This is a genomic window from Haloarchaeobius ordinarius, assembly GCF_051801355.1.
In the GTDB taxonomy this organism is placed as follows: Archaea; Halobacteriota; Halobacteria; order Halobacteriales; family Natrialbaceae; genus Haloarchaeobius.
In genome coordinates this window covers 282,164-303,721 of the sequence record NZ_CP196560.1, presented here as the reverse complement: position 1 = coordinate 303,721, position 21,558 = coordinate 282,164, and the positions used below count along the sequence as shown (strand labels likewise).

Below are 21,558 nucleotides of genomic sequence, written 5' to 3'. Positions count from 1 at the left end.
CGTGTTCACCATCGACCTCCACACGCACACGCGGTTCTTCCACGGGCGACGGTCCCTCGGTGACCGGTTCGACCCGTATGGGGTTCGCCTGCTCGCTGCCGTCGCGAGGCGGCGGGGTCTCGATGCGCTCGCCCTCACGAACCACGATTACTACACGCCGTTCCGGGCCGACGACCCGGTGTTGCTGCCCGGTATCGAGATCTCGACCACCCGGGGTCACGTTCTCGTCGTCGGGCCGGACCCGCCACGTGAGACGACGAAAGGCGAACTCCGACCGACGGAGGCGGTCGACCTCGCCCACGACCACGACTGCGTGGCCATCATGGCACATCCGTTCCGAAACGGAGACATCCGCCACTCCAGCGCCGACTTCGACGCCATCGAGGTGAACGGGAAGCACCCGGAGAACCGGCGACGAGCAGAGCGCCTCGCCGACGAGCGCGACCTGCCGGTCGTCGGCGGGAGTGACGCCCACTTTCCCTTCGAGGTCGGGCGAGCGTACACGGTCGTCGATGCGCCGACGCCGAGCCCGGAGGCTGTCGTCTCGGCCATTCGTGACAGGCGGGTCGAGGTGCGGACGAGCACGGGCCCGGTCGACCGGGCTCTGAACCGTCTGTACACGGTGATTCACCGCAGAAAGGGACACATCGACGCGACCCAGGACAACCGAGTGTAGCGGCGTCGTCACTCACGAATCGTCGAGAAACGCCGACCGAACCGCGGGACGACGGGATGTGCCGTGTACCAGTCGATTTGCCAGTCGTGGTCTGGTCGGCTGCCAGTCGGTTGCCAGTGTGTGTCTCGCGTGTGTCGTCCTGCCGTCCGGTCGACGGGTTCAATCCGCCCCGTCGACGGTGCGCACACCGTCAGTCGGCTTGCGAACGCTCCTCTTCCCCTGTGTGGCCACCCAACCCCTGTTATCGTGTGCCAGTACTGCTCGCTTACGCGCTGCTTTCGATGGACTGCTGCATGAGGGTCTTGATGCCCCCGTAGAGACCGAGGACCGCGGCACCGGTGAAGAACCCACCGATGGCGGACATCAGCCGCACGTCCTGTGGAATACCGAACGCTGTCGGCCAGAGCGTAATCCAGAACGTGAACAACAGCACCATCTGGGCCAACATCAGCATCACGAAGGCCGCGCCGGTATCGACGCTGGCCTCTAGCGTGACTTCGTCGTCGCCGAATCGCTTGCTCGGGGTGGCCATGTGAACCGATTGAGCATTCTTTTGGTTATCTCATATAGTTATTTATTGGTTTCCAACCAATCTGGAGTCGGTACAAAGCTCTTGTGGCTGGTATCGCGGGAAAAATCGCAAGACTGCGGCGGGTTCTAATCGGTGATTAGAGCCGGAGTAGCAACCCGTTACTGTAAGTACCTTCTGGCTCAGCCCAGGCGCTCGTCGAGGATGAGCCGCGTCTTCGTCGAGACGACCTCTTCGAGCTCACGCGCCTGCGTGATGAGTTTATTCACGCCCTGCGTGTCGGCACAGTCCACCACGAGCACGACGTCTTCCTCGCCGGAGACCTGCCAGACGAAGTCGACCTCCTCCCATTCGGCCATCCGGTCGGAGATGTTGGTCGTGTCGACGTCCACCGCAACACCTACCTCGATCATCGCCTTGACGTTCCCCGTCCGCGTCGCCACGGTGAAGCGTTCGATGACGTCCTCGTCGGTCATCCGTTCGACGCGGTTGCGGACCGTTCCCTCGCTCGTCCCGACGCTGTCTGCGATTTCGGTGTACGGTGTCCGGGCGTCCCGTCGGAGGATGTTCAGTATCTGTCGGTCGAGTTCGTCCATGGGAGGTCGAATAGTACTGGGCGGCAAGACTTGACCGTTACGAAATTCGTAACGAGATTTCGAAAGCAAGACTTATTTGGGTTGGCTAATACGTATCTCGTAATGACGGACGCCTACGTAGCGCTGGAGGGTGGCCACGTCGTCGAGGCTCGTGGTCGCGCTCCGGGGACAGCCCGTGGCGAACTGGTTTTCACAACAGCATACACAGGATACGAAGAGAGTCTCACCGACCCATCCTACGAGGAGCAGGTCCTCACCTTCGCGTACCCCCTGATCGGGAACTACGGCGTCCGACCCGAACGCTTCGAGTCCGACCGCGTCCACCCGCGTGCGGTCGTCGCTCGTGAACTCACCGACGACGTGGCCGACTGGCTGACCGCCGAAGGCGTGCCGGCCGTCGACCACCTCGACACCCGCGACCTCGTCACCGACATCCGCGAGAGCGGTGCGATGAAGTGCGGTATCGCGGTCGGCGACGACGTGACGCCCGAGGACGCACTCGCCGAACTCGAGGAGTGCAAGACGATGAGCGAGCACACCGACATCGGCGCGCAGGTCTCCGTCGACGAACCCGAGGTCTACAACCAGACCGGCGACGGCGCGACCGTCGCACTCGTCGACTGCGGTGCCAAGAAGTCCATCATCGACTCGCTCACGGAGCGCGACGCGACCGTCCACGTGCTCCCGTACGACACGACGGCGGAGGAGGTCACCGCCCTCGACCCGGACATCCTGTTCATCTCGAACGGCCCGGGCGACCCTGCGAACTTCGAAGCTGCCGTCTCACTCGTCGAGGAGTTCACCGGCGAACTCCCCCTCGCGGGCATCTGCCTCGGCCAGCAGATCGTCGCTCGCGCGCTCGGTGGCACCACCGAGAAGATGGACTTCGGTCACCGCGGCGTCAACCAGCCGGTCATCGACGAGGCCTCCGGTCGCGTCGTCATGACCACACAGAACCACGGCTACACCGTCGCCGACCCCGGCGACAACCTCACCGTCACCCAGCGCAACGTCAACGACGACACGCCCGAAGGCCTCGACAGCGAGGAACTGGACATCATCACGCGCCAGTACCACCCCGAAGCCAACCCCGGCCCGCACGACTCCCTCGACTTCTTCGACGACGTGCTCGGGATGGTCGACACATCAGGCGACTGTCGAATGGTCGTCGCAGACGACTGAACGACCGGCGATTCGACACTCTCTGCCCGTTTGCCGCTTCTTTATCTCTCAGACCCGCCTAGTAGCGAGTAGCGATGGGGAAGTCGAGAAGCCGGCGGTCCGTTCTGCGATGGCTCGCTGCCGCGAGTAGCGGTGTCGCTGCCGGCTGTTTCGACGACACCGACGAGACGCCGCCGCCTCGCTCCCGGACCGACCGTGGGAACAGCGTCCTTCGGAGGAAACTGGGGCTGTCGCTCCCAGACTACGATATCGAGGAGAACCTCCGCGTCTTCCAGTGGCGCGACTACTGGCCGCGCGAGACGATACGAAACTTCGAGGCAGCCTACGGCGTCGACGTCACCGTCGACTACTACGACTCCAACGAGGCGATGTATCGGGTGCTTCGAAATTCGAAGGTACCCCCGTACGACCTCGTCTTCCCGAGTGGCTACTTCGTCACCTTGCTCGTCAACCAGGACCTCCTCGTGCCGTTCGACCTCTCGAAGCTCCCGAACTGGTCGAACCTCGAGACGCGCTGGCGCGTCGACCCCCCGTACGACCCCGGCCCGGGGCGGCACTCGGTCCCGTTCCAGTGGGGGACGACGGGTATCGGCTGGAACCAGAAACTGGCGACCCTCCCCGAGCCGGTCTCCTGGGACGTCCTGTGGGACCCCCGGTATCGCGGTCAGATGACGATGTTGAACGACATGCGTGAGACCATCGGTGTCGCGCTCAAGCGACTCGGCTACTCGCTCAACACGAGAGAACCCAGCCAGATACGGGAGGCTGGCGACCTCCTGCGGGAGCAACGGCCGCTCCTCCGGGGCTGGCCGTTCCGCCGGGGCTACACCTCTACGAGCATGGTCTCGAACATGGTCGACCGACGGGCGTCACCGATTCACACCTGGTCCGGTGAGGCGTTCATCGCCTACTGGCAGCTGTTCGAGAACGGAACCTCGCCAATCGAATACCGAATCCCCGAGGAAGGTGGCGTCATGTGGGTCGATACGGCCGCGATACCGGCCGACGCAGCACACCCGAACGCGGCCCACGCCTTCGTCGACTACCTGCTCGACGCGCGGGTGAACGCGACCATCTCGAACTACGTGTTCTATGCGACACCGAACGAGGCCGCCTGGGCGTACGTCGACGACTGGATTCTCGAGAACCCTGACATCTACCCGCCGCCGGAGCGCCTCGCGAAACTGGAGTTCGTCGAGGACGTCGGCCCGGCCATCGACACGTACGTCGACGTATGGGGGGAACTGACGGGTGAATCCGTCGACGGACGGTTCGCGAGGAATCGCTCGGATGGCGTTGGTCCGGAGACGTCACCGTCCGACGGTTTCCTGGACTTCTGGCCGAGACACGGCGGCCCCCGAACGAACGCGCTGGTGGGTAGAACGGGGTGGTGACGGTGCGAGACTCGCTTCGCCGACTCGTCCCGACCGCGATTCGTCGGAGCTATCTCGCGAAACTGACCATCGCACTGTTACTCGTCGTCGTCGTGGTCGCCGGTGTCGGTGTGAACGCGTACTTCCAGACCGACGCGCAACTGGACCAGTCCGTCGAGGGCGACTCGCTCGACGTCGCACGCCTCGAAGCCGAGCGAATCGCCGACTGGAACGACCGGAACGTCCGTACCGTCCGGATGCTCTCGAAGTACCAGGACCTCCAGCACGAGGAGCCCCGGGCGGTCGAGCTGTTCTTGCAACGGGAGGCGTGGTTCCTGCCGGAGTCGGTCAGGGCAGTCCACGTCGTCGACGCGAACACGTCGGCGGTCGTCGCGAGTACGGCCGCCTGGCGGACCCTCGAAGACTCGACCTTCGACGAGGAGGCAGCGCCCTGGGCTCGGCAGCGACTCGGGTTCGATGCGAGCACACAGGTCTACACGTCGCCAGCGTACACCTCGCTCGGGGAACCGGTGGTGGCCTACATCACGCCGGTCCCGCGACGGCCGGAACAGCTCCTCGTCCTCGTCGCGACGGTCCCGTCGTTCGACTCGGACGACCGGACTGAACTCAGACGAATGGCCCAGCTCGTCGATGCGAACGGGCTGGTCTTCTACGACGGATTCGGTCATGCGGTCCCACATCCACTCGATGGGGCGAGGAACGATACGACTCCGGGCACCATTACAGCCGTCCTCGCCGCAGCACAGAACGGTTCGACCGGGTTCCTCGGCCCCGGCGAGGCCCATCCACCATTGCCCACCGACCACGTGGTCGCGTACGCGCCGGTCCACGGGACCGACTGGACCGTGTTGGTGTACACGCCCACGACCGACGCCTACGCCATCAGCCGGTCCGTCACGATGCACCTCCTGGCGACCACCGTCGCCGCACTGGTCGGCCTGTTGCTCATCGCGGCCACCATCGGGCGGAACACCGTCCGGTCGCTGAAACAGCTCGCCCGGAAAGCGGAGCGGCTCGAACAGGGGGACCTCGACGTGGACCTCTCGACCGACCGTGTCGACGAGTTCGGCGAGCTCTCGGCCGCGTTCGACAACATGCAGACGTCGCTTCGCCAGCAGATAGAGGCGGCCGAACGGGCACGGATGGACGCGGAAGCGGCGGCCGACGACCTCGCGGCGTCGAACGAGACGCTGGCCGAACAGCGCGAGATGATACTGGTGTTACACCGGTTGCTCCGACACAACCTCCGGAACGACCTCAACGCCATCACCTGGAACGCCCAGGCGCTGGAAGACGCCGACCTCGATGCGACGGAGGCGGGCGCGTTGCGGGCCCTCATCGAGACTGCAGAACGACTGGCTGAGAACACCCGGAAGGCCCAGCAGATAGAGGCGATCGCGGAAAGCGACGAGAGGGACGTCCACGACGTCGACCTCGTCTCGGCCGTCGAGCACGCGGTGACGGCGATGCGTGCGGAACATCCCGATGCGACCATCAGGATGGACCTCCCCGAACACGCATTCGTCCGGTCGCTCCTCGCGGTCCAGTCGGTCGTCGAGTACCTCATCGACAACGCGGTCGTCCACAACGACAGGCCCCGACCCACGGTCGAGGTGTCGGTGATACCGGCCGGTGGCCCCGACGACATGGTCGAGCTCCGCGTCGCCGACGACGGCCCCGGGATTCCCCAGGCCGAGATAGAGCCTATCCTCGAAGGGCGTGAACAGCCCCTTCGGCACGGGAGCGGTATCGGCCTCTGGATCGCCGTCTGGGTCGTCAGAAACTCGGGCGGGAACGTGTCCTTCGAGGAGCGGTCCCCTCGCGGCACCGTCGTCGTGGTCGAACTCGAACCGGCCGCGTCCGAACTGGGTGACACCGGGTCCGGGTCGCCCCGGTCTGAACTGGTCGGAGAGTGAGTGTCGTCGACTACAGCGGAATCGTGTAGTCCGACCGTGTGGCGACCAGTCCCGACTCGGGGCCGCGCCAGTCGACGTCGGCCGTGTCGTCGACGCCGCCGGGGACGCTCTCTGGACTGACGACCTCGAAGGTCCGGTTCCGGGCTTCGGGCGTCGTCAAGGCGGCGACCATCACCCAGGCGATGTCCTCACGCCGGACGCTTCCCGAGACCGACGTGCCGCCCTCCGCGACGACGAGGTTCTGTGTCATCTCGCCGTCGCGTAACCGCCCTGGCCGGATGATGGTGTACGGCAGGCCGGATTCCCGGAGGTACGTCTCGGTCGCCGACTTCGCTCTCAGGGTGCGGTGGCGGACCAGTCGCTCCGGCCAGGAGAGGCAGTGCTTCGAGTCGTCGACGCCGAGGGCGGATTCGAGGACGAAGTAGGAGACGTCGTTGGTCAGGGCGGCGTCCACGAGGTGCTGGACGCCCTCGCCCTCGACGGGCCGACCGAACAGCAATCGCCAGCTGGAGGAACCGACGGCACAGAGGACGCCGTCGACGCCGTCTGTCGCACGAAGGGAATCGTCCCGGTCGAAGAGGTCGCCGACGACGACCTCGTCCGCGCCGTGACGGCGGAGTTCGGATTCGTTCTCGCCTCGTCGCGTCAGCGCGCGGACCGTGTACTCGGTCTCTGCGAGGTACGTCAGGATGCTGGTGCCGGTCTCCCCACTCGCTCCCGCGACGAGGAGCCGGTAGCTATCGTGGGTCACTGTACCACGATACGGACTCGGCGATGTTAACCGTTCCGTGGGCCAGCACGCGGCGACGGAGAACCGCACGACGGCGCGGCGAAGTCGGCGGCCGGTCTCGGTTCAGTTATCGCCCCGCTCCGCGGCCGCCCTGGCCCGGTGGATTGACGAACAGCGCGTCCGCGAGCGCGAGCAGGCAGCACGCGCCGGCGACCGTGATAGCCGTCGTCGGCGCGGCGTCCGCGAGTGCCGACCAGACGGTCGCAGCGACGAACGAGAGTGGAATCATCGCGAGGACGAGGTCGTACCGCGAGATGGCGGCGACGGCGTCTCGAACGGTCGACAGCGATACACGGTCATGCCTGTACTCGGTTTCTTCTCGCTGCATCGTCTCACCATCGGGGAGTACGCATCCACCCCTCAAAAAATTTGAGGGTCTGAGATGGCTTCGATTACTCGCTAGTCGGCGCTAACTGCCTCGCTCTGGTCTCCCGCGGCGACCTCGTCGTAGGCCGTCCGGTAGCGCGAGAGCTTCCGGTACAGGAAGTACCCGACGAGGCCGTCGAACGCCAGCACGAACGCGACGAACGCGACCCCGCCGCCGAGCGCGTCGTACGGCAGGTTCGACACCAGGGAGTTGTACGTCGCGTGGATGCCCGCCGCGAGCAGGAGGCCCTTCACCGCGATGGGGCCCCGGTCGTCCGGGTTGAACTTCGCCAGTCCGAGGTAGTAGCCCGCGATGGCCGAGTACAGCACGTGGCCCGGGCCGACGAAGGCGCGCTGGGTGGCGACCGAGAGCATCCGTCCGAACCCGCCGCTCAGGGCGATGGTCCCCGAGTCGAAGAGTCCCTTCGAGATGTACAGTGCGTTCTCGATGGTGGCGAACCCGAGGCCGGCGACCGCCCCGTACACAGCGCCGTCGATGACTGCGTCGAAGTCGTCGGTTCGGTAGGCGTGGAGGCGCACCGCGAGCCACTTCACGGTCTCCTCGATGGGCCCGACCACGAGGAAGAAGAACACGACCATGCCGACGAACGGGAGGGCAGTGACGACCGGCTGGAAGAGGCTGTTGACCGTCGCCGCGACGCTGGCGAGCAGGACCGACAGCAGGAACGTCACCGAGAGCGGCCACAGCGGCTCTCGCATCGTCGGGTTCCAGTACCAGATGGTGCCCGCCAGCAGTATCGCGGGCACCACCGACGCCACGGTCAGTACTCCTAGGGTCGGCCGGTACCACAGCGCCGAGGTGACCAGTCCGAGCTGGGCGACGAAGGTCACCAGCGCGAGCAGGACGACGCCCCACCTCGCCGTGGTGGTGAGGCCCGTGTGTACCCGTTCGGCGAGTCCGTCGACTCGCGTCCGGGACTCCCAGTCCGCCACGTCGTATCTGTCGGTTGTGCCGTCCGATGCACGCTCTACCGGGTCGCGCGGTCTGTCGCTCCCCGCCATCGCTGTGGACGACCGTTTCGTGTCCACACAGGTAGGTGGGGAGCCAAACTGTCTATTCGGGGGTCGAGACGGGCGGAAAAAGCGTTTCAGCCTGCGATTAGTTCTCGGAGACGCCCCACTTCTCGGTGGTGCGCGGGCGGTCCTGGACCGCCATCACTTCGAGGTCGCCGTCCTTGGCGGCGAGGCCGTCGAGGTAGGCCTTCGCGCTCGCCTCGGTCGAGATGTACGCGACGTCCTCGTCGACCGCGGTCTTCAGGGAGTTGGGGTCGTCGCTGACGAGCAGGTCGACCTTGCCCTCCATGAGCGCCTGTTCGAGGTCGTCGAACTCGGTCACGTCGTAGAACTCCTCGAACCCGTCGATGTCGAGGTGCACCACGGCGGTTCCCTCCTCGACGTCGTTGTAGGCAGCCTGCTGGGACTTCCAGTAGGCCATCCCGAAGGTGCTCGCGGTACCCATGACCTCGCCCGTGGACTTCATCTCGGGGCCGAGGCGGGGGTCCGAGTTCGGCAGGCGGTCGAACGGCAGGACGACCTCCTTGATGCTGGTGTGTTCGGGAATCTGCTCTTGTGCCTCGAGGTCCTCGACGGATTTCCCGGCCATGACCTTCGCGGCGAGCTTGGCGATGGGGACGCCGGTCGCCTTCGAGACGTACGGGACGGTGCGCGAGGAGCGCGGGTTCGCCTCCAGCACGTACACTTCGCCGTCTTTCACGGCGAGCTGGACGTTCATCAGGCCGACCGTGTCGAGGGCGCGGGCGAGTTCTTCCGTGACCTGGCGCACGCGGCCGAGCGTCTCCTCGTCGAGCGACCGCGGCGGAATCATACACGCAGAGTCGCCGGAGTGGACCCCGGCGGTCTCGACGTGCTCCATGATGCCGCCGATGAGGACGTCCTCGCCGTCGGAAACGGCGTCCACGTCGAGCTCCACCGCGCCCGCGAGGAAGTCGTCGATGAGGATCGGCTTGTCGGGCGAGACGCGAACTGCTTCCTCCATGTAGGTCTTCAGCTCGTCGTCGTCGTAGACCACGTCCATCGCGCGGCCGCCGAGGACGTAGCTCGGGCGGACCAGCACGGGGTAGCCGATGTCGTGGGCGAGGTCGAGCGCCTCCGCCTCGCTGGTCGCGGAGCCACCCTGGGGCTGGGCGATGCCCAGGTCGTCCATGAGGCGGTTGAAGCGGTCGCGGTCCTCGGCGAGGTCCATCGCCTCGACCGAGGTCCCGACGATCTCGCAGTCGAGTCCGCGGCGGTCGATTTCGGCCTGGAGCGGCTCACCGATGTCGACGGAGGTCTGGCCGCCGAACTGGATCATCACGCCGTCTGCGCCGACGGCCTCGATGACGTCTGCGACCTCCTCGGCGTTGATGGGTTCGAAGAACAGGCCGTCGGAGGTGTCGTAGTCCGTCGAGACCGTCTCGGGGTTGTTGTTCACGACGTGGGCGTCGATGCCCATCTCGCGCAGTGCCTGGACCGCGTGGACCGAACAGTAGTCGAACTCGACCCCCTGGCCGATGCGGATGGGGCCGCCGCCGACCACGACGACGCTCTCGACGTCGTGGTCGACCTTCAGTTCGCCTGCGGCCGCCTCGCCCTCGTACGGGCCAGTGTACCACTCCGGCTTGCGCGCGGAGTAGTAGTACGGCGTCTGAGCCTCGAACTCGCCGGCGCAGGTGTCGACCTGCTTGTAGGTGCGCCCGGGCACGTTCTGTTCGATGGTGTCGACGCTCTCACCGGTCGACGCGGCGATTTCGGCGTTGGTGTGGCCGGTGATGGCCGCGGCGGTGAAGTCACCCTCCGAGGCGGCGTCGAAGGAGTCTGCGACCTTCTTGAAGCGTTCGACGTACCACTCCTCGATGCCGGTCAGGTCGACGACCTCCTCGACGGTGTACCCGCGATGGAACGCCTCGAACATGGCGTAGGGACGGTCCGGGCTGGGACGTTCGAGGTACTCGGTCTCGAGTTCGTCGTCGGCCATCTCGGTCCACTCGACGTCCGGGTCGTACTCCGAGGAGCGAAGCGCCTTGAGCAGGCTCTCCTCGAAGGTGCGCCCGATGGCCATCGCTTCCCCTGTACTCTTCATCGCGGTGCTGAGCGTGAAGTCTGTCTCGGGGAACTTGTCCTTGGGCCAGCGCGGGACCTTCGTGACGACGTAGTCGATTGCGGGCTCGAAGGCAGCCGTGGTCTGGCCGGTAATCTCGTTGGTAATCTCGTGGAGGCGCTTGCCGAGGGCGACCTTCGCGGTGACGCGAGCGATGGGGTAGCCGGTCGCCTTCGAGGCGAGCGCGGAGGAACGCGAGACCCGCGGGTTCACCTCGACGACGCGGTACTCGCCGCCGGGAGTGCCGTCGTCGCGCCAGGCGTGCTGGATGTTACAGCCGCCCTCGATGCCGAGTTCGCGGATGACCTTCAGCGCGGAGTCGCGCATCGCCTGATGGCCCTCGTCGGGGATGACCTGGCTGGGCGTGACGACCGTGGACTCGCCGGTGTGGATGCCCATCGGGTCGATGTTCTCCATGTTACAGATGATGATACAGGAGTCGTCGGCGTCGCGCATCACCTCGTACTCGAGTTCGACCCAGCCCGCGATGGACTCGGTAATCAAGACCTCGCTGTTACGTGAGAGGCGCAGGCCCTTCCGGACCCGGCGTTTCAGTTCGTCCATGTCCTCGACGACGCCGGAGCCGCTCCCGCCGAGGGTGTAGGTCGTCCGCGAGATGACGGGGAGGCCGCCGACCTCCTCGACTGCCGCCTCGACGCGGTCCGCGATGGCGTCTTCCGAGAGTTCGGCGACCGACTCGCCCTCTTCGAGGGTGATGGTCGTCGACTTCGGGACGGGCTCGCCGATCTTCTCCATGCGCTGGCGGAAGAGGTCGCGGTCCTCCGTCGCGTAGATGGTGTCGAGTGGCGTGCCCATGACGTCCACGTCGTACTCGTCGAGGACGCCCTCCTCGGAGAGTTCGGCCGTGACGTTCAGGCCGGTCTGGCCGCCGAGGCCGGCGATAACACCGTCCGGCCGTTCCTTCTCGATGATGTCCGCGATGGCGTCGGTCGTGATGGGTTCGATGTACACCCGGTCGGCCATCTCCGGGTCCGTCATGATGGTCGCGGGGTTCGAGTTGACGAGGACGACTCGTGCGCCCTCCTCCTGCAGTGCGCGACAGGCCTGCGCGCCGGAGTAGTCGAACTCCGCCGCCTGGCCGATCTGGATGGGTCCGCTGCCGATGAGGAGGATGGTACGTCCGTCGTCTGTGTCGTCCGGTGTCCCGCCGGTCATGGTTCTCTGTTCACTGCCAATTCGCACATCGTAATAAGACCAACGATAGACTACGAGAAACGTAACGGTTTTTCGAAATTCGAACTTGCGACACCCTGTCACGGTCTCGGCCGCCCAGTGACCCCAGAAGCGCTCTCGGGCGCACCACACGTGCGCGAGTGGACTAGAAATCACAGACTCCCGACGCGACGGCCCCCGGCTCCAGCCTGACCCTGGGTGCTCCGGGTGAACGGGTTTGTGATACCGCCAAGAATCCCCACTATGTCACCACGAACCATCACGACGACCGCGGTCGGTCGAGCGAGCGCCCAGCCCGACGAGGTCGCCCTCCGGTTCGCTGCGACGGCGGTCGAACCGGACGTCTCTGGTGCCCGCCGGGCCGTTGCCGAACGGGCCGCGGAGTTACGACGGGTGCTCGGCGAGGTGGGGATTCCTGACGACCAGATACGGACGGTCCGGTTCAGTGTCGCGCGACAGCCCCCGGGACACCCCAGCAATCCCACGAACCGCCCCGGCGAGACGCCCGACCCGGAGTCGTTGCCGTACCACGCGACCGAAGCTATCGCCGTCACGCTCTGGGACCTCGACCTGCTCGCCGAGACCCTCTCGGCTGCCGTCGACGAGGCGGGTGCCGAGATATCCGACGTCGATTTCACGTTCCGGACGGAGACGAACCGGGAACTCACGCGCGAGGCCATCGCGGACGCGGTCGAGACCGCGCGACAGAAGGCGACCGCGGCGGCCACGGCGGAGGGCCTGACGGTTGGCGACGTCCTGGAGATGCACACCGACGACGGGACGCGACCCCGCCAGCGCGGTAGCGGAATGCACAGGACGCTCTCCGACACGAGCGGTGGCTCCGTCGAGAGCGGTCCGATATCGACCGAGGTGCGCGTCGAGGTGCAGTACGAAGTCCGCAACCGGTCGTAGGCGACACCGCGAGCCGCAGTCACACCGGCGGCTCCGCGGGTTCGAATCGGGCTGGTCCGCGTCGCGACCAGCGAGAGTCAGTTCGAAACGTCTCGTTCTTCGAGAATACGATACTGGTACGGCTGGTCGCGGATGACTTCGACCGCCCCGCGCTCGGCGTGGCGGCCGAGGATGGTCGCGACGCGGTGTGCGCTCTCCATCTCTTCACCGTGCTCGTCGAGGAGGGCGACTATCTCGCGTGCCGACAACGGCTCGTCCGGGTCCGCCTCCGCGAGAACGGCCTTGATCCGTTCGAACTCGCTGCGGCGGGGTGGCATACGGGAAACCAGTGCGTCCACCAGCATAAAAGGATGCCAGTAGAATGCTGGCCTGTGACACACTCACGTCGGTTCCGGGGTGAGGGTGCGACTCAGAGTGCGGTGTCGTGCTCGCTCGTGAACTCGCGCTGGGCGCGGTACTGCTCGACGAACTCGCTCACGTCGAACTCCAGCATCTGTCGCTCGAAGTCGGTGACTGCGTCGTCGTCGTCGGCGTGACTGATGGCGTGTTCCATCAGTTCGACGACCAGCTCGACGATTATCTCGTGGAGGCGGCGCGAGTCGAACTCGGTGAGCCATATCATCGAACACCCGACGGTGCCGTCGTCCGAGACGTCGGCGCTTGCGACCTTGTCCGGGAACTCCTCCATCACGATGCCCATGAGGTGGGGCGTGCCGAACTCGCCGAACTCGTCGGCGGTCTCGACCGTCTCCTGCAGGACCGCGACCAGCGACTCCGGGAAGAACCGTGACGGCGGGTGGACGTCCATGACGACGGCGTACCGTTCGCCGTCCTCGACGTACTCCCGCATCCCGAGGTCGATGTCGCGGACGGCCACGGTCGGCCCGTCGGGGAGTGACAGTTCGGACCCTGACCCGCCCGGTACGCGTGGTTCAGCCATGCTCGACTCTGCGGGACCGGCAGGGAAAAGTGCCGCGCTCTCCGGCCCGGGGGCGAGACGACCGTCACTCGTATATCGGGCCGTCGTCGTACTCGTCCTCGTCCTCGTCGGTGTCCTCGGCGAACCGTCTCGCGGCCGTCTCGTCGTCCCCGGCCTCGTCTCCGTCTTCGACCTCGTCGACCGACACCTCGACTTCGACTTCGATCGCTACCCCGTCGAGTTCGAGTTCCGCCTCGGCTTCTTTCACGTCTCCGACCGCTATGTCCAGTTCGTCGGAGTCGACCGCGACCTCCACTTCCACGTCCACCGTCACGTCGGTGTCGCCGCTCATGGGGGGAGCCACTCGTGGGGAGTGCAAAAGTCCACACCCTGAGAAGGGCCGGGTCGTGCAGGACTCGTCAGGGTAGCAACGCCGGGTCGACGTCGGCGAGGTCGCCCTCGACACGGCCACTCCGGGTCCTCGCCGCACGCAACTGGTCGAACACCACGGCGGTGAGTGCAACGGTGAACACGGTCGAGACGCTGGTGATGCCGACGACGACCAACCGGGCGACCGGCGACGCGGTCGCCGCGAACTGGAGGGCGAGTGTACCCTGGCTGGTCGCCGGCCCACCGAGGAGAACCGTAGCCGCCGTCGCCGTGAGCGACGACGAGATGGCGACGGCGGACACGACGAGCAGGAAGAGGAAGGCTTCGAGACGGCGGCCGGCGGTCAGTTCCCAGCTTCGGCGGAAGCCGGCGACGACAGGCTCGTCCTCGATGGCGACGGCTGCCGTGACGAAGTAACAACTCAGCGCCAGGAAGACGCCGGGCAGGACGAACGCTACCAGCCCACCCGCGACGAGACCGGTGAAGAGGAGTGAACCGGCGAACGCGTGGAGTGTGCGACCGGGAAGGCCAGCGACGGCCGCCCGGGGAACGTCCTCGGTGAACTGCCCGCTGAAGGTCCGCAGGCCGACGACGGTCACCGCGATGCCGAGGACCGTCGCCGCGAGTGCGAACAGGGTGCCGTACCAGTGCGGGACCGACGCTGGCAGGCCGAGCGCCCCGCGCGAGAACGTGACGCTTCCCTCGCCGAGCAGGGAACCGGGCGTCGTGTCGAGTGCGCCGGCGAGGCTCGCCAGGAGTTCTCGCTGGAGGTAGGCCTGTTCGGTGTCGAGTCCGACTGCGGAGAGAACCTGCACCGCGAACGTACAGAGCGCGAGCGTCGCCCCGGCACGCGTGGCGGTCCGCTCGACCGCGGCCACGAGCGCGTCCTCGAAGTCGATGTCCATCGCGGCCGAGTTGCCCGACCGGGAAGAAATAGCTACCCGTTCAGGGCCAGTCGTCACGAACTGGTTTTTCGGTCTCCTCGGACTCCTCCTCGTCGGCGAGTTCCCAGCCGGCCGCCTCGGCCGCGTCCTCGACGGGGAGGTACTCCCAGCCGGCGCGGTCGGCCAGGTCTGCGTCCTCCTGTGTCGTGCTGACGAAGACGTGCCGGTCGGTGTCGAACTGCTCGCCGACGCTCTCCAGGCTCTCCTCTTTGCCGCGGGGGCCGGAGAAGAAGTCCTGTCGGATACGGTTCTTCCGGGTGAAGTTGGTCACGACGTACGTCGGTTTGTCCGAGACGACGCCGACGTACTTGCTCCAGCGCCGGGCGTCGTCGAAGACGTGCTCGGGGTCCGCCAGCGCCTGCAGCGCCGACAGCTCGAACGCCAACGTCATCGTTCCATCGTTGCCGCCGTTCATGCCAGAATCTCACCTCGGCGCGCGGAAAACGGTATCGGAAAACGTCCCGGCGAGAGCCGGTGGCCTCTCGGGTAGGGGTCTCAGCGGCGTTCGACCCGCAGGTAGTCAGTGAACACGATGATTTCGCCGTCGGCGAAGTCTGCTGCTGGCAGCCCCTGGAGTGTGCCCGGTCCGTCGTCGTCGACGAGCTGTATCATCTGGTCGAACGCGTCTTCCGAGAGCTGGTCGACGTGCCGAACGGTGGCGTCCGCGGGAACCGATTCTACTGCCGTGAGGCGGAGGCTGCCCTCCACGATGTCACTAACTGCCATGGGCCATGGTATGGTATGGCATGGAATAGCTTAAAGATTCCTCTGGTTCACGTGAATCACCGGAATCGCGAGAAAACCGCCCGGACCGCGACGGGTCGCTTACTGCTCCTGTGCGGGCGCGTCGAGCATCTCGGCGTCGAAGTCCTCTTCGAGGAGAACCTCCTCCTGGCCGCTCAGGTCGCGCTCCTCGCGGATGATGCGCTTGAACGTCGACTGGAGCTTGAGGTCGCCGATGAGGACGCCACCGATGAGCTTGCCGTCCTTGAAGGTGAGACGCCGCCACTCGGTGTCGGAGTACTTGCGCTCGGCGTCGTCGTCGCCGAGGGTCGGGTGGCCAAAGGAGACGAACGGGAGGTCCTTGAAGTGCGAGATGGAGTACGAGGAGACGTGGCGGAACTCTTCGGTCTCGTGGCCGTTCGCCATGTTCTTCGCGGCGACGGCACCCTGCTTCTTCGCGGAGTCCCAGGAGCCGTTCTGGGCGTGCTCTTCGAGGATGACGTCGTAGAACTTGGTGATGTCACCGGCCGCGTACACGTCCTCGACGTTGGTCCCCATGTACTCGTCGACGACGATGCCGTTGTCCGTCTCGATGCCGGAGCCACGGAGGAACTCGGTGTTGAAGTTCAGGCCGATGGCGACGCCGACGAAGTCACCCTCGTACTCCTCGCCGTTGGGGTCGACCGCACCCGTGACGACGCCGTCGTCGTCCGTGACGAAGTGGTCGACGCCGGACTGGAACACCGGTTCGACGCCCATGTCGCGCAGGGCCTCGTGGATGATCTCGCCGCCGTCCTCGCTGAGGGCGTAGCGCCACCAGCAGTCACCGCGCATGAGGTACTTGGCGTCGATGCCACGTGCCCCACAGACCGCGGCGAAGTCGATGCCGAGGAGACCAGCGCCGACGACGATACCGGTCGCGGACTCGGAGGAGTGGTCCGCGATGCCACGTGCGTCCTGGAACGTCCAGAAGTGGTGGACGCCTTCGGCGTCGGAGTTTTCGACGGGCAGCTGGGTCGGGGTCCCACCGGTCGCGACCAGTAGCTTGTCGTACTCGTAGTCGTCGCCCTGGTGCGTGCGAACGACGTGTGCGTCGGTGTCGATGCTGGTGACGTGGGTGTTCAGTTCGAGGTCGATGTCACGCTCCTCGTACCACTCCTCGTCGTGGAGGAACAGCGGGTCCTCCATCGGAATCTTGCCTTTCGCGTACTCTTTGATGAGAATACGATTGTACAGTGGTTCGCCCTCGTCCGTCAGGACGGCGATGTCAGCGTCGGGCGACTCCTCCCGAAGTGTTTTGGCCGCGGAGCCACCGGCGATACCATCGCCGATGATGACGTACGACTCACTCATACGCGCAGGGTTCGGTACGGGGGTTAAAGTGGATTACCATTCGAGCGCTTTCCGCCAGACGCGACTTCGTGGCAGTGAAACGACCTCACGCGGCAGTTCGGTGCCAGCGTCGCGAGTCTCGTGGTGCCGGCGGGACGTTCTTTGCCTTCCACTCCCAAGGCTCGTCCACCGATGAAGATACGCCAGAACGTCAAACACTTCGCGTTCAAGACGGCCCTCACCGCGCCCGTCATCAGCGACGTGGCGAACGAGAAACTGGTCGACATGCACACCGGCATCTTCCTGAAGAAGGCGGACGAGGAACACCGCGAGGAGCGCCGCGAGCACCTCGACGACTTCTTCGACGCCACGATGGACACCTACGTCGCCGCACTCGACCACATGCCGGAGGCCGAGGCCCGCGAGATTACGCACATCCAGGCGAACTTCGACTTCTTCAACCACGGCTGGACGGAGATGATGGAGTTCCCGACCGACGAACTCGACCAGCACTACGACCGCTACGAGTCGTTCTTCCAGGCGTACGACATCACCATCGACGACCCACTCGGTGCCTTCCACCCCGAAGACGGTGTCGCCGACGCCCCCTCGACACCCGAGAAACTGGACGACCCGGTCCACCCCTACGCCGAGGGGGGCTTCGCGGACGACGTGTACGTCGAGACTGCCGACGGCGAGGTCGTCGTCGGTGGCCAGGAAGAGCCCGAGGACGTGGACATCTCTGAAGCACCCGGGATGGTGGACGCGGTCGAGGACGAGGAGTGAGAATACCGGGAGAATACCTCGCTCCTCTCAGTCGGTATTGGTCTCAGAACCATGTGCCGTGTTACCGCACAAAATCCTTATCTCCTCCTCGGCCCTACTCTAACTTGCCCACCGGGAATCACGGGGGCGCACCGGACGCTTCACGTCCAGATCGAACCGTTCCCATAAGGTTCGGACGAGACGGGCGGAAGTAGGGGTCAACACTAAACTACCCGTAAAACGGTAACGAGGTCACGACTCCGAAGGAGAACCGTACCGGACCAGTGTTCGGCCGCCATGGCGGTCGAAGGTGAAGGCCAAGTATCGGAGTACCTGTAAAGGGACTTCGGGAATATCTCGGCATGCAGGCGAAAACCCTGCCGAAGTTGGCTTCGGTCAACCGAGTCGGTGAAAGTCCGACGAAAGCCAGGCATGGCCGTGTGGTCCGGGGACAACGTTTCCCGTTCGGGTCCAAGCCGTGTTTCTCGGTTTCTCCGAATCCTACTCCGCGAGCGACGCCTGTTCGTCGCTCGCACGTTCTCGTTCCTGAATAGCCGCCGCGTTGCCCGCGATGCGGTCGGCACACGCGTAGCCCGCAACGATAGCCCCGTTCAGGCTTCGCTCGGGGTACTGTGCGCGCGAGGCCATCCCGGCGTAGTACACACCATTCGCGACCTCGGCACCGAGGTCGTAGGGGACGACCATGTCGAGGTAGCCGCGCTCGTACACCGGGGCGGTCCGCGGGTTGCGGGCCGTCTCGACCCAGTTCACTATCTCGGGGTCGAAGTGCGGGAACAGGTCCTCGATGCCATCCTGCCAGTACGCCTCGACCTCCCTGTTACTCATCTGCCAGAGGTCCTCGCTCGGGTCCTGCACGTAGCTCGCGGTGTAGTAGAGGTGTTCGCCGCCGTAGCGTTCCTCGCTGATGAAGTTCGTGTGCTCGATGAGCACGCCGAAGGGGGCCTCGTCCTTGATGTTGAGCCAGTACGTGTCCGTGATGGACTCGTTCATACTCCACACGGAACACACCGTGCCCTGGAAGTCGATGTCGCAGGTGTACCCGGTCAGGTCCTCCAGCACGTTCGGCATCGCCGCGACGACCACCGAATCCACGTCGTGGGTCTCGGTCCCGTCGGCAGTCTCGACCGTCATCGAGGACACCGTCCCTCCCGACGTGTCGACCCCGGTCACGCGAGCGCCCGTGGTGACGTTCTCCCGCCCCACTGCGTCGACCAGCGCGTCGATGAACACCGAGAACGAGCCGTCGAAGTAGCCCAGTTGCTCACCCTTGAGCAGGTCGCGCTCGCCGCGGAACTTGATGCGTCCGAGGAGCCACGCCGCAGACACGTCCTCCTTGCGGCTCCCGAACTTCGCGTCCAGCAGCGGCTCGAAGAAGCTCTCGTAGACGTTCCGGGTCGTGTGCTCGACGACGAACTCCTTGATTGGGACGTGCTCGAAGTCCTCCAGCCGGTCGTAGGTGTCGAACGAAGGCACCCCTCCACGGAGGTCGACCTCCATCGTGAGCATGCCGAGGCGGAACTTGTCGTAGAACGAGAGGTGCGGGTAGGCCGCGATCTCCCAGGCCTTGTCCATGGGGTGGACGACCCCGTCGACGTAGTACGCGTCGGACTTGTACGGCCACTCCAGTCGGTCGCCGACGCCGAGTTCCTCGGCCAGTTCGACGATGGTCTCTTCCGACTTCGAGAGGTGGTGATAGAACTTCTCGATGGGGTCCCCGGCCGTCTCGTAGACGGCTGCGAGCCCGCCGAGGTCGTCGCTCGCCTCGAAAATCTGGGCGTCGTAGCCCGCCTGCTGGAGCCGATAGGCGGCTGCGAGTCCGGCCACGCCGCCGCCGACGATACCGACAGTCATGTTGCGGTGTCCGAGGCGACCGGGGATGTGTCTTCTGGATGCTGGCGAGCAGCCAGCGATTCGCCACTTCGCCACTGGCCACTAGCGTTAACGTCGATGGAATCGAACGACCGGTATCGACATGGGCATCCAGCCGACGCCACTCACCGTCCCGCTCGTCCTCGGTGCGTGCGTCCAGGTCGCCCTCGCTCTCTACGTCCTCTCCCGCCGCGACGCCTACGACCGCCTCCCCGGGGCGTCCGTCGCGGCCGGCCTGTTGCTCGCGGTGAGCCTCATGATGCTCGCCTACGCCGCCGAACTCTCTGTGGTCGGTCGAGACCCGGCCGCCGTCCGAAACGCCAAGCTCCGCTGGAACATGGTCCAGTACCTCGGGATGGGGGCGATTCCCGGGCTCTGGTTGCTCTACGTCGCCCGCTTCACCCGGTTCGACGGACTTCCCCGGGTCGGCTGGCTGGCCGTCGTGGCAGGGGCGGTCGTCACGCCTCTCGTCGTCTTCACCAACCCCGTCCATCACCAGTTCTGGACGGCCATCTCGCTCGACACGACTGACGGCACGACCGTCCTCGTCAACGACCACGGGGCAGCGTTCTACGCCTTCACGGGCTACGCCTATACGCTCGTCCTCGCCGCGACCGCGTTGCTCGCCCGGGCGTACACCGGTTCGGCCGGGCTGTACCGCCGGCAGGTCGCCGGGCTGTTGGCGGGGTCGCTCGCGCCGTTCGCCGCCAGCGCGCTCTACCTGCTCGGGCCGGAGCCCTTCCGGGCGTACAACCTGACCGCGTTCGGTTTCTTCGTGACCGCCGGCGCGGTCGCCTGGTCCGTCTTCCGGAATCGGCTGTTCCAGCTCAGACCCGTCGCTCGCCGGACCGCCGTCGAGCAGATGGCGGACCCGGCTATCGTCCTCGACGTCGACGACCGCATCCTCGACTACAACCCGGCTGCGGGGCCACTGTTCGACGTTACCGACCCGACGGGTCGACTCGTGGCCACCGCGAGTACCGTCGACTTCGACGAGGAGTCGGGCGGAACCGCCGGTGGCTCCGACGACCTCGTCAGCGTGTCGGACAGAGATGGGGAAACGAACCACTACGAACGGACCCGGACGACGCTCACGGACGGCAGGCACACCATCGGCTCGCTGGTGGTCTTCCGGGACGTGACCGAGCGCGTTCGCCGAGAGCGGGAGCTTCGTCGACAGAACGAGCGTCTCGACCAGTTCACGGCGCTGGTGAGTCACGACCTGCGGAACCCACTCGGGGCCGCGACGGGCTACCTCGACCTCTACCGCGAGACCGGCGAGGAGGCACACTACGAGGCGGCGGAACGGGCCCACGACCGGATGGAGACCATCGTCGAGGACCTGCTCGTCCTCGCCCGGGACGGTGGCGCGGTGACCGCGACCGAACCGGTCGAGGTCGCGACTGCGGCCGAACGGGCGTGGGAGAGTGTCGAGGACGACGATGCGACGCTCCGGGTCGTCGGGGAGGCGACCGTCGACGCCGACCGGGGGCGGCTCCTCAGGCTGTTCGAGAACCTGTTCCGGAACGCGCTGGAGCACGGCCGGGGACGTTCCACCGCCGCTCCGACGGTCGTCGGTGGTGACAGCACGGCCCAGGGTGACGATGGTCTGACGTCACGCTCGATTCGTGTCAGCGTCGGTCCACTGCCCGACGAGGCCGGGTTCTACGTCGCGGACGACGGCGTCGGACTCTCCGAGGACCTTCGCGAGACCGCGTTCGAGTCCGGTGTGAGCGGGAGCGACGACGGCACCGGCCTCGGCCTTGCCATCGTCGCCTCTATCGCCGACGCTCACGGCTGGCACGTCCAGGCAACGAACGCGGGCGAAGGCGGTGCCCGGTTCGAGGTGCACGTCGACCCCGACACCTCCGCGGTGGACCGCTAGCGAGACCACGAACAGACGCCGTCGCGCAATCTCGTGC

Annotated in this window: 21 protein-coding genes; 7 read left to right on the top strand and 14 right to left on the bottom strand. The window is 65.9% G+C overall.

All coding sequences use genetic code 11. The annotated features are described in order from the left end of the window. Position 1: 1 nt before the first annotated feature. Positions 2–676 carry a PHP domain-containing protein gene (locus ACSC1R_RS01610; protein ID WP_439027321.1) on the top strand — a complete coding sequence of 225 codons (675 nt, stop codon included), beginning with the start codon at positions 2–4 and terminating at the stop codon, positions 674–676. A gap of 265 nt (positions 677–941) precedes the next feature. Here the strand turns inward: ACSC1R_RS01610 and ACSC1R_RS01605 are convergent, their stop codons facing one another. Both ACSC1R_RS01605 and ACSC1R_RS01600 read right to left on the bottom strand, forming a co-directional pair. Further along, positions 942–1,208, bottom strand: a complete 267-nt coding sequence (locus tag ACSC1R_RS01605; protein WP_439027320.1) for a hypothetical protein — start codon at positions 1,206–1,208, stop codon at positions 942–944. A 179-nt stretch (positions 1,209–1,387) separates the two neighbouring features. Then, complete coding sequence (locus ACSC1R_RS01600) at positions 1,388–1,801, bottom strand: Lrp/AsnC family transcriptional regulator (protein WP_439027319.1); 414 nt, start codon at positions 1,799–1,801, stop codon at positions 1,388–1,390. Between the two features lie 102 nt (positions 1,802–1,903). Between ACSC1R_RS01600 and carA the strand changes: the two genes are divergently transcribed. The 3 genes from carA (at position 1,904) to ACSC1R_RS01585 (ending at position 6,293) form a co-directional block, all read left to right on the top strand. Continuing rightward, entirely contained in the window at positions 1,904–2,983 is a 1,080-nt protein-coding gene (gene carA, locus ACSC1R_RS01595) for a glutamine-hydrolyzing carbamoyl-phosphate synthase small subunit (RefSeq protein ID WP_439027318.1), read from the top strand. Positions 2,984–3,057: 74 nt separating this feature from the next. Continuing rightward, the gene (locus ACSC1R_RS01590) at positions 3,058–4,377 is read left to right on the top strand and encodes a polyamine ABC transporter substrate-binding protein (protein ID WP_439027317.1); all 1,320 of its coding nucleotides are present in this window, start codon (positions 3,058–3,060) and stop codon (positions 4,375–4,377) included. Beyond that, positions 4,374–6,293, top strand: a complete 1,920-nt coding sequence (locus ACSC1R_RS01585; protein ID WP_439027316.1) for a sensor histidine kinase — start codon at positions 4,374–4,376, stop codon at positions 6,291–6,293. The genes ACSC1R_RS01590 and ACSC1R_RS01585 overlap by 4 nt, the downstream gene beginning before the upstream one ends. Positions 6,294–6,303: 10 nt before the next feature. Here the strand turns inward: ACSC1R_RS01585 and ACSC1R_RS01580 are convergent, their stop codons facing one another. The 4 genes from ACSC1R_RS01580 to carB form a co-directional block, all read right to left on the bottom strand. After that, a complete protein-coding gene (locus ACSC1R_RS01580) occupies positions 6,304–7,044 on the bottom strand; it encodes an SDR family oxidoreductase (protein ID WP_439027315.1) in 741 nt (246 codons plus the stop codon). Between the two features lie 106 nt (positions 7,045–7,150). Continuing rightward, the gene (locus ACSC1R_RS01575; protein ID WP_439027314.1) at positions 7,151–7,411 is read right to left on the bottom strand and encodes a hypothetical protein; all 261 of its coding nucleotides are present in this window, start codon (positions 7,409–7,411) and stop codon (positions 7,151–7,153) included. 71 nt (positions 7,412–7,482) lie between these two features. Further along, a complete protein-coding gene (locus tag ACSC1R_RS01570) occupies positions 7,483–8,472 on the bottom strand; it encodes a PrsW family intramembrane metalloprotease (protein ID WP_439027313.1) in 990 nt (329 codons plus the stop codon). Positions 8,473–8,569: 97 nt separating this feature from the next. Beyond that, complete coding sequence (gene carB / locus ACSC1R_RS01565) at positions 8,570–11,743, bottom strand: carbamoyl-phosphate synthase large subunit (protein ID WP_439027312.1); 3,174 nt, start codon at positions 11,741–11,743, stop codon at positions 8,570–8,572. A gap of 261 nt (positions 11,744–12,004) precedes the next feature. Between carB and ACSC1R_RS01560 the strand changes: the two genes are divergently transcribed. Next, positions 12,005–12,673 (top strand): SIMPL domain-containing protein, encoded by a 669-nt coding sequence (locus ACSC1R_RS01560; RefSeq protein WP_439027311.1) that lies wholly within the window; start codon positions 12,005–12,007, stop codon positions 12,671–12,673. 77 nt (positions 12,674–12,750) lie between these two features. Here the strand turns inward: ACSC1R_RS01560 and ACSC1R_RS01555 are convergent, their stop codons facing one another. From ACSC1R_RS01555 to ACSC1R_RS01525, 7 genes are all read right to left on the bottom strand, one after another. Beyond that, positions 12,751–12,990, bottom strand: coding sequence for a hypothetical protein (locus ACSC1R_RS01555; protein WP_439027310.1), 240 nt, complete (start codon positions 12,988–12,990; stop codon positions 12,751–12,753). 92 nt (positions 12,991–13,082) lie between these two features. Beyond that, positions 13,083–13,613: a DUF5815 family protein gene (locus ACSC1R_RS01550; RefSeq protein WP_439027309.1), complete on the bottom strand. Its 531-nt coding sequence runs from the start codon at positions 13,611–13,613 to the stop codon at positions 13,083–13,085. A gap of 64 nt (positions 13,614–13,677) precedes the next feature. Next, on the bottom strand, positions 13,678–13,944 hold the full coding sequence (locus tag ACSC1R_RS01545; protein WP_439027308.1) for a hypothetical protein: 267 nt from the start codon (positions 13,942–13,944) through the stop codon (positions 13,678–13,680). A gap of 67 nt (positions 13,945–14,011) precedes the next feature. Further along, on the bottom strand, positions 14,012–14,887 hold the full coding sequence (locus ACSC1R_RS01540) for a hypothetical protein (protein WP_439027307.1): 876 nt from the start codon (positions 14,885–14,887) through the stop codon (positions 14,012–14,014). 40 nt (positions 14,888–14,927) lie between these two features. Beyond that, positions 14,928–15,341 (bottom strand): DUF7124 domain-containing protein, encoded by a 414-nt coding sequence (locus ACSC1R_RS01535; protein ID WP_439027306.1) that lies wholly within the window; start codon positions 15,339–15,341, stop codon positions 14,928–14,930. A gap of 80 nt (positions 15,342–15,421) precedes the next feature. Further along, entirely contained in the window at positions 15,422–15,652 is a 231-nt protein-coding gene (locus ACSC1R_RS01530; RefSeq protein WP_439027305.1) for a hypothetical protein, read from the bottom strand. A 99-nt stretch (positions 15,653–15,751) separates the two neighbouring features. Next, positions 15,752–17,002 carry an NAD(P)/FAD-dependent oxidoreductase gene (locus ACSC1R_RS01525; protein WP_439027304.1) on the bottom strand — a complete coding sequence of 417 codons (1,251 nt, stop codon included), beginning with the start codon at positions 17,000–17,002 and terminating at the stop codon, positions 15,752–15,754. 171 nt (positions 17,003–17,173) lie between these two features. On the opposite strand from ACSC1R_RS01525, the gene ACSC1R_RS01520 reads away from it, so the two are divergent. Beyond that, positions 17,174–17,767, top strand: coding sequence for a DUF6149 family protein (locus tag ACSC1R_RS01520; RefSeq protein ID WP_439027303.1), 594 nt, complete (start codon positions 17,174–17,176; stop codon positions 17,765–17,767). Positions 17,768–18,247: 480 nt separating this feature from the next. On the opposite strand, the gene ACSC1R_RS01515 is transcribed toward ACSC1R_RS01520, so the two are convergent. Further along, positions 18,248–19,618 (bottom strand): NAD(P)/FAD-dependent oxidoreductase, encoded by a 1,371-nt coding sequence (locus ACSC1R_RS01515; protein WP_439027302.1) that lies wholly within the window; start codon positions 19,616–19,618, stop codon positions 18,248–18,250. A gap of 121 nt (positions 19,619–19,739) precedes the next feature. On the opposite strand from ACSC1R_RS01515, the gene ACSC1R_RS01510 reads away from it, so the two are divergent. Then, positions 19,740–21,521 (top strand): histidine kinase N-terminal 7TM domain-containing protein, encoded by a 1,782-nt coding sequence (locus ACSC1R_RS01510; RefSeq protein WP_439027301.1) that lies wholly within the window; start codon positions 19,740–19,742, stop codon positions 21,519–21,521. The last annotated feature ends 37 nt before the right edge of the window (positions 21,522–21,558 follow it).

Bases quoted from the DNA above. Each gene is read 5' to 3' on its own strand.
- ACSC1R_RS01605 (WP_439027320.1), bottom strand. From the start codon at position 1,208: ATGGCCACCCCGAGCAAGCGATTCGGCGACGACGAAGTCACGCTAGAG.
- ACSC1R_RS01600 (WP_439027319.1), bottom strand. From the start codon at position 1,801: ATGGACGAACTCGACCGACAGATACTGAACATCCTCCGACGGGACGCC.
- carA (WP_439027318.1), top strand. From the start codon at position 1,904: ATGACGGACGCCTACGTAGCGCTGGAGGGTGGCCACGTCGTCGAGGCT.
- ACSC1R_RS01590 (WP_439027317.1), top strand. From the start codon at position 3,058: ATGGGGAAGTCGAGAAGCCGGCGGTCCGTTCTGCGATGGCTCGCTGCC.
- ACSC1R_RS01575 (WP_439027314.1), bottom strand. From the start codon at position 7,411: ATGCAGCGAGAAGAAACCGAGTACAGGCATGACCGTGTATCGCTGTCG.
- ACSC1R_RS01570 (WP_439027313.1), bottom strand. From the start codon at position 8,472: ATGGCGGGGAGCGACAGACCGCGCGACCCGGTAGAGCGTGCATCGGAC.
- carB (WP_439027312.1), bottom strand. From the start codon at position 11,743: ATGACCGGCGGGACACCGGACGACACAGACGACGGACGTACCATCCTC.
- ACSC1R_RS01560 (WP_439027311.1), top strand. From the start codon at position 12,005: ATGTCACCACGAACCATCACGACGACCGCGGTCGGTCGAGCGAGCGCC.
- ACSC1R_RS01555 (WP_439027310.1), bottom strand. From the start codon at position 12,990: ATGCCACCCCGCCGCAGCGAGTTCGAACGGATCAAGGCCGTTCTCGCG.
- ACSC1R_RS01550 (WP_439027309.1), bottom strand. From the start codon at position 13,613: ATGGCTGAACCACGCGTACCGGGCGGGTCAGGGTCCGAACTGTCACTC.
- ACSC1R_RS01545 (WP_439027308.1), bottom strand. From the start codon at position 13,944: ATGAGCGGCGACACCGACGTGACGGTGGACGTGGAAGTGGAGGTCGCG.
- ACSC1R_RS01540 (WP_439027307.1), bottom strand. From the start codon at position 14,887: ATGGACATCGACTTCGAGGACGCGCTCGTGGCCGCGGTCGAGCGGACC.
- ACSC1R_RS01535 (WP_439027306.1), bottom strand. From the start codon at position 15,341: ATGAACGGCGGCAACGATGGAACGATGACGTTGGCGTTCGAGCTGTCG.
- ACSC1R_RS01530 (WP_439027305.1), bottom strand. From the start codon at position 15,652: ATGGCAGTTAGTGACATCGTGGAGGGCAGCCTCCGCCTCACGGCAGTA.
- ACSC1R_RS01525 (WP_439027304.1), bottom strand. From the start codon at position 17,002: ATGAGTGAGTCGTACGTCATCATCGGCGATGGTATCGCCGGTGGCTCC.
- ACSC1R_RS01520 (WP_439027303.1), top strand. From the start codon at position 17,174: ATGAAGATACGCCAGAACGTCAAACACTTCGCGTTCAAGACGGCCCTC.
- ACSC1R_RS01515 (WP_439027302.1), bottom strand. From the start codon at position 19,618: ATGACTGTCGGTATCGTCGGCGGCGGCGTGGCCGGACTCGCAGCCGCC.
- ACSC1R_RS01510 (WP_439027301.1), top strand. From the start codon at position 19,740: ATGGGCATCCAGCCGACGCCACTCACCGTCCCGCTCGTCCTCGGTGCG.